Origin of the sequence: Paenibacillus woosongensis (genome assembly GCF_009725165.1) — a bacterium.
Classification (GTDB): Bacteria; Bacillota; Bacilli; order Paenibacillales; family Paenibacillaceae; genus Fontibacillus; species Fontibacillus woosongensis.
Window position 1 is genome coordinate 463,262 of record NZ_WNZW01000003.1, and the last position, 12,289, is coordinate 475,550.

The 12,289-nt window shown below is 47.8% G+C and carries 16 protein-coding genes and 1 rRNA gene; 13 read left to right on the forward strand and 4 right to left on the reverse strand.

The window, feature by feature from the left end; translation table 11 throughout:
• Positions 1-11: 11 nt before the first annotated feature.
• The gene (locus GNP95_RS13030; protein WP_155611279.1) at positions 12-758 is read right to left on the reverse strand and encodes an EcsC family protein; all 747 of its coding nucleotides are present in this window, start codon (positions 756-758) and stop codon (positions 12-14) included.
• A gap of 326 nt (positions 759-1,084) precedes the next feature.
• Between GNP95_RS13030 and GNP95_RS13035 the strand changes: the two genes are divergently transcribed.
• The 12 genes from GNP95_RS13035 to GNP95_RS13090 all read left to right on the forward strand — a co-directional run bounded on the left by GNP95_RS13035 (position 1,085) and on the right by GNP95_RS13090 (position 10,025).
• A complete protein-coding gene (locus GNP95_RS13035) occupies positions 1,085-1,720 on the forward strand; it encodes a TVP38/TMEM64 family protein (RefSeq protein WP_155611280.1) in 636 nt (211 codons plus the stop codon).
• Between the two features lie 182 nt (positions 1,721-1,902).
• Positions 1,903-3,057 carry a type III polyketide synthase gene (locus tag GNP95_RS13040; RefSeq protein WP_155611281.1) on the forward strand — a complete coding sequence of 385 codons (1,155 nt, stop codon included), beginning with the start codon at positions 1,903-1,905 and terminating at the stop codon, positions 3,055-3,057.
• The gene (locus GNP95_RS13045) at positions 3,047-3,778 is read left to right on the forward strand and encodes a methyltransferase domain-containing protein (RefSeq protein ID WP_155611282.1); all 732 of its coding nucleotides are present in this window, start codon (positions 3,047-3,049) and stop codon (positions 3,776-3,778) included. Before GNP95_RS13040 ends, GNP95_RS13045 begins: the two co-directional genes overlap by 11 nt.
• Before the next feature lie 8 nt (positions 3,779-3,786).
• Positions 3,787-4,662 (forward strand): NAD(P)/FAD-dependent oxidoreductase, encoded by an 876-nt coding sequence (locus tag GNP95_RS13050; RefSeq protein ID WP_230873802.1) that lies wholly within the window; start codon positions 3,787-3,789, stop codon positions 4,660-4,662.
• A gap of 463 nt (positions 4,663-5,125) precedes the next feature.
• Positions 5,126-6,010 carry an AraC family transcriptional regulator gene (locus tag GNP95_RS13055; RefSeq protein ID WP_155611283.1) on the forward strand — a complete coding sequence of 295 codons (885 nt, stop codon included), beginning with the start codon at positions 5,126-5,128 and terminating at the stop codon, positions 6,008-6,010.
• Positions 6,011-6,076: 66 nt separating this feature from the next.
• On the forward strand, positions 6,077-6,493 hold the full coding sequence (locus GNP95_RS13060; protein WP_155611284.1) for a VOC family protein: 417 nt from the start codon (positions 6,077-6,079) through the stop codon (positions 6,491-6,493).
• 213 nt (positions 6,494-6,706) lie between these two features.
• Positions 6,707-7,012, forward strand: coding sequence for a PadR family transcriptional regulator (locus tag GNP95_RS13065; protein ID WP_155611329.1), 306 nt, complete (start codon positions 6,707-6,709; stop codon positions 7,010-7,012).
• Positions 7,012-7,359, forward strand: coding sequence for a DUF1048 domain-containing protein (locus tag GNP95_RS13070; RefSeq protein ID WP_155611285.1), 348 nt, complete (start codon positions 7,012-7,014; stop codon positions 7,357-7,359). The genes GNP95_RS13065 and GNP95_RS13070 overlap by 1 nt, the downstream gene beginning before the upstream one ends.
• A gap of 9 nt (positions 7,360-7,368) precedes the next feature.
• Entirely contained in the window at positions 7,369-7,719 is a 351-nt protein-coding gene (locus GNP95_RS13075; RefSeq protein WP_155611286.1) for a DUF1048 domain-containing protein, read from the forward strand.
• 130 nt (positions 7,720-7,849) lie between these two features.
• Positions 7,850-8,728: an EamA family transporter RarD gene (gene rarD / locus GNP95_RS13080; protein ID WP_155611287.1), complete on the forward strand. Its 879-nt coding sequence runs from the start codon at positions 7,850-7,852 to the stop codon at positions 8,726-8,728.
• A 424-nt stretch (positions 8,729-9,152) separates the two neighbouring features.
• The gene (locus GNP95_RS13085) at positions 9,153-9,518 is read left to right on the forward strand and encodes an ArsR/SmtB family transcription factor (RefSeq protein WP_413773747.1); all 366 of its coding nucleotides are present in this window, start codon (positions 9,153-9,155) and stop codon (positions 9,516-9,518) included.
• An 18-nt stretch (positions 9,519-9,536) separates the two neighbouring features.
• On the forward strand, positions 9,537-10,025 hold the full coding sequence (locus GNP95_RS13090; RefSeq protein WP_155611289.1) for an SRPBCC family protein: 489 nt from the start codon (positions 9,537-9,539) through the stop codon (positions 10,023-10,025).
• 197 nt (positions 10,026-10,222) lie between these two features.
• On the opposite strand, the gene GNP95_RS13095 is transcribed toward GNP95_RS13090, so the two are convergent.
• The 3 genes from GNP95_RS13095 to GNP95_RS13105 form a co-directional block, all read right to left on the reverse strand.
• Entirely contained in the window at positions 10,223-10,498 is a 276-nt protein-coding gene (locus GNP95_RS13095) for a winged helix-turn-helix transcriptional regulator (protein WP_230873793.1), read from the reverse strand.
• A 274-nt stretch (positions 10,499-10,772) separates the two neighbouring features.
• Positions 10,773-11,093 (reverse strand): hypothetical protein, encoded by a 321-nt coding sequence (locus GNP95_RS13100; protein ID WP_155611291.1) that lies wholly within the window; start codon positions 11,091-11,093, stop codon positions 10,773-10,775.
• Between the two features lie 16 nt (positions 11,094-11,109).
• Positions 11,110-11,301: a hypothetical protein gene (locus GNP95_RS13105; RefSeq protein WP_155611292.1), complete on the reverse strand. Its 192-nt coding sequence runs from the start codon at positions 11,299-11,301 to the stop codon at positions 11,110-11,112.
• Between the two features lie 787 nt (positions 11,302-12,088).
• On the opposite strand from GNP95_RS13105, the gene GNP95_RS13110 reads away from it, so the two are divergent.
• Positions 12,089-12,289: ribosomal RNA gene (locus tag GNP95_RS13110) — 16S ribosomal RNA — on the forward strand; the annotation flags it as partial.

Sequence of the window (12,289 nt, forward strand, 5' to 3'; positions counted from 1 at the left end):
GAGAGAGCTTATCATCCCAAAACCGCGAAATCATCGTGCAACCTGCGAAGCCGGTATGCGTTCATGGCGAATTCGCGCAGCTCCTCGAGAATGGTGTAATTCGCCCATGCTCCCGCGAAAGCGCCGATCCCGGGCAGTATCTGCAGCATTTTCCGGAAGTCCATCGCGTCGCGATATTCAATCTGAAATGTCTCCCAGTCCATATTGCGGGAGTAATCGGCGTCGGAGAGCCATTGTTCTTTTTCAAGATGCCAATTCTTGATGGAGGAGAGCAGCCTGGCACGATTTTCAGGCCCTGAAAACGTCATCTGAAATACCTTTAGAATGAACACCCGCTCGGAAAAGTGTTTGGTGTCATAGCCATAAACATGCGCTAGCTCGAATAAAAATTTCATCTTGATCGCTATTAATGCCGGAAAGTCAACCATGCTAAGCACAATGCCGCCTGCTCCAGTACCGGCACCTTCGGCAACTGCGATTTTTTGATACAGCGCAAACAATTCTTTTGCATCTTGATCGGCAGACTCGAGGTCAGGAGAGCGTTCTACCGAACGGCTAGGCGTATATTCTGCACCGAATAAGGCTGTGCGTACAATTGACCGGATGGTCGTCGTAATGATGTCGTGTACCTTCGGCGGAATGAAGTGGTTTATTCGATTTCCAATGGTTTTCGATGTTTTTTCCAGCCATCCCGGCGGTTTGAACATTTTTTGCTCCCAGTCGGCAAGTTCCCTCCGTATTTTATATTCGTAATTCATTATCCATCGCTCCTCCAAGAAAACTTGACTATATTTTAATGAAAATCTCAGTGAACCGGAATAGACCATGGGAGGTAGTTGACCTCGACTAAAGTCCAGTATCTCACTGGTAACCAATCACTGTCTCAACCAGCAGAAATCGGCTCGTAAGGGGCGGGAGATGTATGTTAGGGTTTAGCCCAGTTGGTCGAATAGTCGTCATCAAAACATGATATTGAAATGACGCTTCCTACAAACCAAGCAATATGCAAATGTTCCAAAATAATGCCATTAGTGATCTATAGTATAATGTAAATCACTTGGAGTTATAGGAGGGATCACATTCAATGTTTGGCGCGGAAATCAGCATAATGGAGTATTTTACGGAGCAAAACATCGAACTCTTTTTAGAACGTTTCCGCTCGCTGGGACCCCTGCCCGGTATATTGCTAACTTTTCTGAAATCTTTCGTTCCGCCACTGCCTACCATCGTGATCGTTGGCGCTAATGCAGCCATCTATGGGTTGTGGCCGGGATTTTTATACTCATGGATCGGCCTCGTAACGGGCAGCTTGCTAACGTTCTGGTTGATTCGCAAAGCGTCGGATACACTCTTTATTCGGCGCTGGGCGGCCAAACCGAAAGTACAGAAGGCGATGGTGTGGGCGCAGAGGAACGGATTTAGCTTCGTTTTTCTCTTAAGCCTGCTCCCGATAGGACCGTTCGTTGTCATTAACATGGCAGCGGGATTAACGCGAATGCGGACGGTTCCTTTTGCGGCAGCCGTCGTTCTAGGCAAAGGAGTCATGGTATTCTGCATTTCCTATATCGGAACGCATCTAGCCGATTTTATCCACCAGCCCGTCGAGCTTATTGGCGTAGCGTTGTTTATTGCAGCTTCTCTATGGTTGAACCGGAAGTTTCAGGCTTACTTCACTTCCTTGGCGGCTGTGACACCAGAGTCCGCGGAAACCATAGAATAAGCGGGTGAGAAGTCTAATCCATCTGGGAAGCCCCAGGCATCTACTATAGACAAAACCCAGTCGAACCGGGCTGGGTTTTGTCACGTTCATAAGATGGGTAAGCTGATGAGAACGGCTTTGGAATGAACTTAAAGCAATGTAGAGTTGGAGCCGTAAACGTATATTAAGGAGGCAAGGATGCTATGGCAGCTGTAAGACCAATGATTGCTATCACAGGTATCGGTACCGCGTTGCCGCCTTATCGCATGGACCAGGCTGACACGGCACGACGGATTGTTGACGCGCTGGGCAGTAACCCGGATTCAGCCCGTTGGGCCAGAAGAATATTTAAGCAATGCGGTGTAGAGAGCCGGTATACATGCGAACCGGAACTGCTGCAAGAAGCCTCAGCATGCCGTTATTTGCCGCAAGAAGATCGTTCGAAAGTACCGTCGACGGCAGAACGGATGGCGGTCTATAAGCGGGAATCCGTCCCCCTCGCTTTATCTGCGGCGAGAGCGGCCTTAGCGGAGGCGAAGATGGCTGCCGAGCAGATCACGCATTTGATCACGGTTAGCTGTACCGGGCAATTCCTTCCGGGCATCGATGCTGCCTTGGTTCAAGAGTTAGGGCTTGTGCCTTCGGTTATGCGAATCCCGCTTACGTTCATCGGATGCGCTGCCGGGATGAAGGCGATATGCTTGTCGAAGCAGTTGGTGTCCGGGGACCGGAATGCGAACGTATTGATTGTGTGTGTGGAATTGTGCACTCTCCATATTCAGCCTTCCGGGGATCGGGAAGCTTTATTCGGCGCTTCCTTCTTCGGCGATGGAGCTTCGGCTTGCGTAATTGGCGTGGCATCTTCGCAGCATCAGCATGTTTACCAGCTTGGCGATGATCGTTCGGTGCTGCTGCCTGGGTGTGCTGATGAAATGATTTGGGAGATCGGCAATGATGGGTTTGATCTATATCTGTCCCCGAATATTCCGAAATTGATTGGCGATCATGTTCCAGCTGAAATAGCGCATCTCGGTGGTGACGAGCCTCCCGAATTATGGGCAATTCATCCAGGAGGCAAAGGCATTGTCGAAGCGCTGCAATCAAAATATGGTCTGAGGGATGAACAGGTTGCGCCAAGTCTTGGTGTCCTGCGAGACATTGGAAATGTATCTTCCGCCACGATTTTGTTCGTCATGAAGAAAATGAGGGAACAGCTGCAGGAGCAAGGAAAAGAACGGGCATCCGGAATTGCGCTAGCCTTCGGCCCAGGGTTAACGGCGGAGATGATCAAAATTACTTATGTTGCTTCCAGCGTACCATCCAAGCGCCGCACGGAGAATGCGCATTATGTTTCCTAAGCTGCATCGTCGGGCGTCGGCGGCAGAGCTCATGGATGATTTCACAAGTGGCGGCGAGGAGCTTCGCGAGGCACTGCAGGAGCTTCGCCGCTTGAATCGGCTGTTCGCGGCAAGCGCGCCAACGCTATACGGAATTAAGCAGCTGTGGCGAGCGGCGGGCAAACCGAAGCAGTTGTCCATTACGGACGTCGGAGCAGGCTCCGGTGATGTGAATCGGCGCGTACTGCAGTGGGCATCTCGGCAAGGCATTGCCTTGATGATTACGTTAGTCGATATGACGGAAGAGGCCTGCGCCGAAGCGCGCCAATTGTATCTTGATGAGCCGCGCGTTCAGGTCATACGCGGCAATTTGTTTACGCTCCCTGAGGCGAGCGCGGATATCGTGACAGGCACACAGCTTCTGCATCATTTTTCAGAGGAAGAGCTGCCCCATGCCGTTGCAAGCATGCTGCGGGCGGCCCGGCTTGGCGTTGTCGTGAATGATATCCATCGGCATTGGATCGCTTGGACGGCGGTATGGCTTGCAACCCGGGCTATTTCATCGAACAGGTATATCTTGAATGACGGCCCTCTGTCCGTGGCCAAAGGCTTCCGCTCGCAGGATTGGAAGCGCCTGAAGCAGGCGTTGGGAATCCATCAGCTCATGTATTCCTGGAGACCGTTGTTCCGTTATGCAGTGGTGATCGGTAAGCCAGATTCATATTTAAGCGGACGGAGCTGATCGAATTGATGCATAATGTGGATGTCATCGTCCTCGGGGGAGGCATCTCGGGAAGCTGTATTGCTAAGGCGCTAGCGGAAAAGCAGTGGGAGACGGCCTTGATCGACCGGCGGAACTTCCCGCGTCACAAAGTGTGCGGGGAGTTCCTTTCACCAGAAGCCCAAAGCACGCTGCACGCTCTTGGATTAACCGAGACGGTCGTGTCTCTTCATCCGGCGCGGATTGAACGGGCTAAGCTCATCTTCGAGCAGGGCGGTGAAATCGAGCTGCCGATCCCTGGCGCTGCCTGGGGTCTTAGCCGATACATGATGGATGAGGCGCTGCATACAGCCGCAATACAGACTGGAGCACAGCTGCACTTATCTACAACGGTTACGGGAATTGAGCAGCACGGAAAAGGGTATACCGTTCGAGCTAGACAGGGGACGGATGCAAAACTGTTCCGTGCCAGGGCTGTCATTACGGCCTGGGGTGCGAATTCGCGGATGGCGAATGCAGAACATCGTCCGGATGCAGCCGCTTCGTGCCAGCAAGCCTACATTGGAGTTAAGACACATTATGCCGGCCTAAAGATGGAACCGGTTATTGAGATGTATTTTTTCCAAGGTGGATATTTAGGATTATGCCCAGTTGAGGATGGCAGCGTGAATGCTGCGGCGCTGCTTAACCGCAGCGAATTTATGAAGGCGGGCAAATCGGTGTTGTCCATTCTGGAAGCGGCGATTCAACGCAATCGGAGACTCGCCGAGCGGCTTGCAACAGCTGTGCCCGTGCACGATACGCAAGCTGCTATCGCTCCCGTCTATCTCCAGCAAAAACCAACACCATGGAATGGGAACAACGCTATACGCAAGCGATTCGGCAGGAATTCGCCAGCCCTTTAAGATGGGGCAGCCTGCTGCAATGGCTCATGAGTAAGCCTGCCGTTCAGCAGCTTCTGCCAAGCGCGGCCCGGTTCGCGCCTCTGTTGGCAAACGGTTTATTTCAAGCGACAAGATTGAAAACGATGGAGCCGCTGGAATTTTAGACGAAGTGCTGATTAAATTAATAGAACGAAATAAGCCGCTACACAGCCTCTTCTAAGTTTGTTGGACTTGGAAGAGGTTTTTTGTTGCAAACCATAGTATATTATATAGAAAAAAACGGGTACGAAAAAACCGCTAATTAAACATGCCATGCAAGGTTTCTCATTTGTTCGTGTCCGATGTCACAAATCAGAGCCTTACATTGTTATAAGTGCAAAATGTAAAGCTGACGGCATTCATAGCGTGGGGCCGCTTCAAACCCGGGTTCTTCACGGGCTGATAATGTATGCTCCAATATAGTATTTGAAGGGAGACAATCTTCTTGCAGTTGCAAATCCATACTCTATTTCAGCCGAAACAAGCAAACGGTAGAGTAGCATCAAATAAATATATTGAAACCACTCCTTCCCCGATACTAGCACCGTATGTGTCCTGTTTTTGGTTCAGTGAACCGATTATAGGAAGTCAGGAACAGGGTTCTGCTAAATCTTTCGAATCGCTTCATGAGGATAGTATCGATCGGGTGTTGCCAGACGGCTGCAGTGACATTATATTTGAACATGATCTTAAGAAAAATGAGTTTAGGACTTTGCTTTATGGATTCATTGACGAGCCTTTTACGATAACCTACGATCAGCATCGTCCTGTGAGAAAGTTTGGAATCCGCTTTTTCCCAGGTGGAATCTACTCACTGTTAGGGATACCACAAACAGATTTTTCTAATTCATATATCGATCTAGATTTAGTTTGGGCAAGTATGACTAATGAGATTGAAAATCGGATTTTTGAAGAGCCCTCGTTCAAAAAGAAAGTTAAGATTATGGAAGAGTTTATGATCTCTTTCCTGATTAACAAACCAAAAGTAGACGATATTCTAATAAATAATTTACTGCATAACATCTTTGTGACAAAAGGAAAAGCTAAAATACAGGAACTGTCCGAATTAGAAGTGATAAGTACGCGTCAAATGAACCGTATCTTTTATCGATGGATCGGAACTAGTCCAAAGCGATTTTGTGAAATTGTTAGGTTTCAAGCAGTCATTAATGACATAACAAATTCGTTAGGTAAAGACCATGTCCTTGCTTATGATCATGGTTATTTCGATCAAGCACATATGATACATGATTTCAAACGCTTTTATGGTGATTCACTGAGTGTTGCTATCAGAGAGTTTGGCAGTATGTCCGATTTTTACAATCAATAAGTGTAATAAGCCTGTTAAAGTAAAGACTATCATAATAATTCTTATTAAATGTGTAGGGAGGACTAAATGAAACCACGAATTACAGTTCTTACAATTGGGGTAGATGATTTGGAGCGATCCTTAGTATTCTATCGAGATGGTCTAGGATTTTCTACTGAAGGTATTATTGGTAAAGAATTTGAACATGGTGCCGTTGCCTTTTTCGAATTGGAAGCAGGCTTAAGACTCGCAATTTTTGAACGTAAAAATCTCGCCCTTGACGCGAATATTAGTCAGTCTCACCCTAACCCTGCTGAATTTACTCTTGGTCATAATGTAAGCAGCAAAGAAGAAGTTGATCAGGTAATGGAAGAGGCGAAGAAGGCTGGTGCTACTATTACAGTCCCGGCGCAGGATACCTTCTGGGGTGGTTATTCTGGCTATTTTCAAGATCCCGATGGACATTTATGGGAAGTAGTTTGGAACCCGCAATGGGAAATTTGAAATGGAACCCGCACGGATGACACATTTAAAAGTCGCATAACTGCGGCTTTTTTTGTTTTAACGATATGTGTAGTTGAAAATGTAAAATTCGTATTAGTGTAAACGACATTGACAAAGCGGCTACTGCGTGTTACTTTATAGCGGTAGTAAGTATCACTTCATACCATTCACACAGAATAGCAAGGAGCGATTGTGTTGGAAAACCTAACGGAAATGCTCAAAGGCGTGCTTGAAGGCTGTGTCCTTGAAATTATAAGCCGCAAAGAAACTTACGGCTACGAAATCACACGACGGCTGAACGCCTTAGGCTTCACAGATGTTGTGGAGGGAACGGTGTACACTATCCTGATCCGGCTTGAAAAAAACAAATTGGTGGAGATCACCAAGAAGCCCTCCGACATGGGACCGCCGCGAAAGTTTTTCGCGATCAATGACGCAGGGCGCAAGGAGCTGCAGAAGTTCTGGGAAAAGTGGGAGTTCGTATCATCAAAAATTATTGAGCTAAAGGAGCTAAAATAATGAATTTTTGGGAAAAAGTCACCGGTAGTGACATCACCAAGGATTTGAAAGCTTTTGAATTGCGAGTCAAAAAGCTGCCGGCTGATTATCAAGCGGCATGGGAAAAAATTAATATCCATCTTTGGCCGCACTCAGATTTCACCGGTCGCAACCTCATGCCAATTCTTGATGGTGTACTTGACCTGTTTGAAGAAACGGCAGCGGACGGTCAGAGTGTCCAAGAAGTGTTGGGTGACGACATCAAAGGCTTCTGTTTAGCGCTGGCCGGCGAAGAAGGGGCAAAGTCTATTCGCGACAAGTGGCGCGAGCAGCTCAACAATAGTATCGCTAAAAAATTAGGTAAATAGGAGGGCGAAATGAGAATAAGAGATATCATCGAAGGCAAAAAAGAGTGGCGTGCGCACATGGCGCGTGTCAAAGCGCTCCCGCAAGATTATCAGATGGCTTATAAAGAGATTCAAAAATATCTCTTTAAGGTGGGACCTGTTGAGCTAACCGACGGGACGGGTTTGCTCTCGGGGATTATCGATCTCTTTGAAGAGGGCGCGGCCTTGGGGAAAGGTGTGCTAGAAGTGACGGGCAGTGACGTAGCGGCTTTCTGCGACGATCTAATCAAAGATTCAAAAACTTACGCTGACATCTATCAAGAATCTGTTGACCAAGAAGTTAACAAGGCCATGAAAAAGATGACGGATAAAACAAAGTAAAAGGAGGATGTCGATATGGAAACAGCACCGTAGCTTATTATTGTGGGCCAAAATAATTATCCCTTTACTTAAACGATGATGGGGGCGTATAATCCGTAAAGACATCGGAGTGAGAAGAGGGAAATTGATTATGAACAATGGGTTGGTCAATGCGATTATCGCGTATATCATGTGGGGGGTTCTCCCGCTTTATTGGAAATTGTTTAACGGTGTGCCGGCAGGCGAGATTCTGTCACATCGGGTTGTCTGGTCGTTCGTCTTCATGGGTATTATCGTCGCTGTCCAGCGTCGCTGGGGTGACATAAAGCGGATTGCGGCTAGCCGCTCGCTCCTGCTGTCGCTCACCGCTAGCGGACTGCTGATCGCTGCTAATTGGCTCATCTTCATTTGGGCGGTCAACAACGACCATGTGGTCGAGACAAGTCTCGGCTATTATTTGAATCCGTTACTGAACGTACTGCTTGCGGTTGTCTTTCTTCGTGAGAAGCCAAACCGTGGCCAATGGCTCGCGATAGCCATCGCTGGCGCCGCGGTGCTCATCATCGCCATCGACTACGGACGATTCCCATGGATCTCAATCACACTGGCCGCGACGTTTGGTTTGTACGGACTCGCGAAGAAGAAGATCGGACAAGACGCTTCTGTAGGCCTGCTGTCGGAGACGGCTGTAGTCCTGCCCATTGCGCTCAGCTACTGGATCTATTTGGCCGCCGCGGGAAAGACGACGGTATGGACGCTACCTGTGTCCACGTTCGTCGAACTGCTTCTTTCCGGCGTGGTAACAGCGCTGCCGCTGCTTTTCTTTGCGCGAGCGGCTGCCCGGATGGCGCTGTCCACGCTCGGCTTCGTACAATACATCGGGCCGACGATCATGCTGTTACTGAGCGTATTCGTGTTCAAGGAAGCGGTCTCGCCGGTTCTTCTCATCGGCTTCGCGCTCATCTGGACAGCGCTTGCCGTATACGCTGCGGCATCGATTCGCGGCACGAAGCTCGCGAGGGCGCGCTGACGAAAAACACGTCCGATCCGTTACCGTCATAACAGCCATTTCCATCCGCTGGGGAGGAGATGGCTGTTTTCTGTTTGGGGTTACCGGGAAATTTTGAAACGTTAATTCAATTAGTTGATTATAAGCAGGCGGCCAGAAGGCTGGGGACTTAAGTTGCTGCCTGATTATAAAGCAGCTTGTTGTTGAGACTGATACAGCTTGTGCTGGTGTACCTCGGAATCGTTATTCAACTGGCCCAATTCGGTCCGGTGCTAGGCGCGTAATGACAATTTTACTGCTCTGGACTCGAGGGAATGCGGTCATGCTTAAACAACACCTTATTATTTTACTTTAGAAAATAACTCTAATAAGGGATGTTATATATTCCTTGACAGGAATATTCCTAATGGGGTATATTTAAAGCGTAAGATAACGCAGCATACAAATTGGAAGGAAGCTGGTATCGATGAATGCACACTTATTCAGCGCCCTGGCTGAGCCTAACCGCTTTCAAATTGTTGAGCTGCTGAAGCTTGGACCTCTAACAGTTGGTGACATAAGTGAAAAGCTTGATCTGAGGCAGCCGCAGGCTTCGAAACATTTACGCGTCTTGCTTGATACCGGAATCGTTGAGGTACAGGCGGAAGCAAACCGACGGATCTACCGGTTACGTAAAGAGCCTTTTCAGGAAATGGAGGATTGGCTCAAGTCGATTAGCCGTACATGGGAAGACAGATTTGATCGGTTGGAGCAGTATTTGCAAATGCAGCAAGAGAGAGGGAGCAGTGAGCCCGACAAGGGAAAAAATTAATTTTTGGAGGTAATTTATATGTTGAAAAGCAATGCCAATCAAACTTCTGTAAACGTTGAAAATCGGGAAGTCGTTATTCATCGCACGTTGAGTGCTCCCCGTGAACTGGTATGGGAAGCATGGACGCAGCCTGAACATTTAGTACATTGGTGGGGACCAAAGGGCTTTACTCTTACACTCCAGCAGTACGAATTGAAAACCGGAGGTCATTGGAAATACATCATGCATGGCCCTGACGGGGTGGATTACCCGAATCATAACGTATTTATTGATGTACAAAAGCCTGAGCGGCTGGTTTATTCCGCCGGTGATGGGGAGGTTGATAGCCCCGGTCAATTCGAAACAACTCTTACTCTAATGGAAGAAGGAAATAAGACAGTCCTTACAATGCGAATGCTGTTTAAAACTGCGGAAGAGCGTGACTATGTCGTGAGGGAATTCGGTGCAGTTGAAGGTGGCAACCAGACGTTGGATCGTCTTGAGCAGCTTCTCGCGTCGTTGATTTAGCATTTCTATATATGCTATACAAGGACGGAGCTCGCGAGTACCGTCCTTGTATGTAATAGAGAAGGATTCAGAAAATGATATCGAGGGAAAAACATATCCCTAACGATACCCCCATATCTAAAGAAGATTAACGAAGCCAAGTCGAAATGAAGCAGGGACCCGTCCGATGTGGAGGGGTCCCTCTGCTCTTTAACATTTCAGCCATGTCCCGCTTCATTCCCCGTTTCGACCGTCTCGTTACGCAAATAGCTACCATACTGCTGATTCCACGTCCACATGGCGGTGAAAATCGGCTGCAATCCCTGACCGGATTCGGTCAGGTCGTACTGGACATGCAGCGGTACGCCAGGGTAGAGCGTGCGGGTGACAATTCCTTTCTCCTCCAACAACCGCAACCGGTCTGTCAGCGTCTTCGGACTAATCGGATGCAGCCTGCGGCGCAATTCCCCGAAGCGCTTGGTTCCGTTAAACAATGGCAAACCTTTTTTCCGATGAATGAAACCGAGGTCTTAGAGGATGCCTCGCACTATGTGCAAGAAGATCGACCGGACCGGGTAGCCGCATCCATCCGCAGATTATCGGAACGAGTATGAGGAGGAGTAGCCGTAATATGGAGTCACTTAATAACTGAAGGCGATGTTCATTCCGTAGCATATGAAATAAGAGGGAATATTGAAATTAAATAAAAATCACTCCCTCGCGCAGGCGTATCCGCTATTCGGGAGTGATTTTTGAAAAATGCTGTTCCTATCCGGATTCGTTAATGTCGTAACGTGCACGCTCTGTCTCCACCGTCATCGTCTGGCTGTTCATCCGGGTTTGCATGATTTTCTCCACCGGGATTAGAAATGTATTCTCAGGCAGGGGAAGCTCTGTACCACCCGGCTGAATAACCCGACCTTCTCCTCGCAAAATCAACACCGATTCGCCCGTGTAACCATCTAATGCATGAGTATGATCATCATGTATGCCCTTATGTTCCAGCTTCAGTTGGACCTCGTCTGTATTTCCTTGCTCAATCTTGCGAATATGCAGGCTTCCGCCGATATGATTATCGAGCCAGTCCATTATGGACTGTAGGTTTTCATTCATCAGCCTCGTCTACCTTTCGATTCGTGAGCGCATTCGGCGATACTGTGGTGCAGGATCCCTGAAAACCGTCATTCATCTTCAGTTCATCGAGGTGCTCCCGCATATTTTTATCAGTAGGTAAATCAGCCGTCAGCTTTACAGACGAGTGAAATTCTACGTGTCCGCGTTTTTCAGTGTTGCTCATTTATCAGCACTCCCGTCTGGTTATAAATAGTGCCAAATCCGAATGTACGTAGTATAACCGCCTCCCAATTGAATTATTCTGTTTTCGATACTTCATTATGGCTCCAATTATGTGATTTCAATAGAAAAACTGATTGTCCGATGAACGGGAGGCTTCTATTTATTAGATATCGATTTATTATATAAGCGGTTTGCTAGGGAATGGTTTACCATTAGTGGAGAAATGTGATACTTGTTGATCTCTGCAGGACATGATATATTAATCATCCAGCCGCGAAATGGCTGGAACGTAAGCGAAGAGGAAGGATTTGCTTCTTGCCTTGAAGCTTGTGAAAGTAGTATATTAATATTCCGGCCAATTGAGCGATAATAAGCCAACTGCAACCGGAGAAGCAAACAATCGAAGCAGTAAGTTGGAAAAACTTACGCCTTGAAATGAGCTTGGCTGATATGTTATATTAATACTCCTGCCGGATGAACCGGTTGGACGGTAAGCTAAATGGAAGGATTTACTTCTTGCAATGAAGCCTATCGGCATGATATATTAGTCTTCCGGCACTTTTGAAGGCCGTAACGCGAAACAAGGTTGATCTTTGAAAACTGAACAACGAGTGAGCGGGTTTCACGGAAGTGAAATCTAAATAATAGAGTCAGATGCAAATCTGATCTCGTCAGTTTTGAAATGAGCAAGTCAAACATCTTAGCTGAAAGAGATTTTACCATTGGTAAAACTTCCTTTCACCTGGGATGAAAGATCCCGTCCATTGGATAAGTGATGCTTTCATCCTTTATTGGAGAGTTTGATCCTGGCTCAGGACGAACGCTGGCGGCGTGCCTAATACATGCAAGTCGAGCGGAGTTGTTTTGGAAGCTTGCTTCCGAAATAACTTAGCGGCGGACGGGTGAGTAATACGTAGGCAACCTGCCTGTAAGACTGGGATAACTGCCGGAAACGGTAGCTAATACCGGATAAATCATTTCGCCGCATG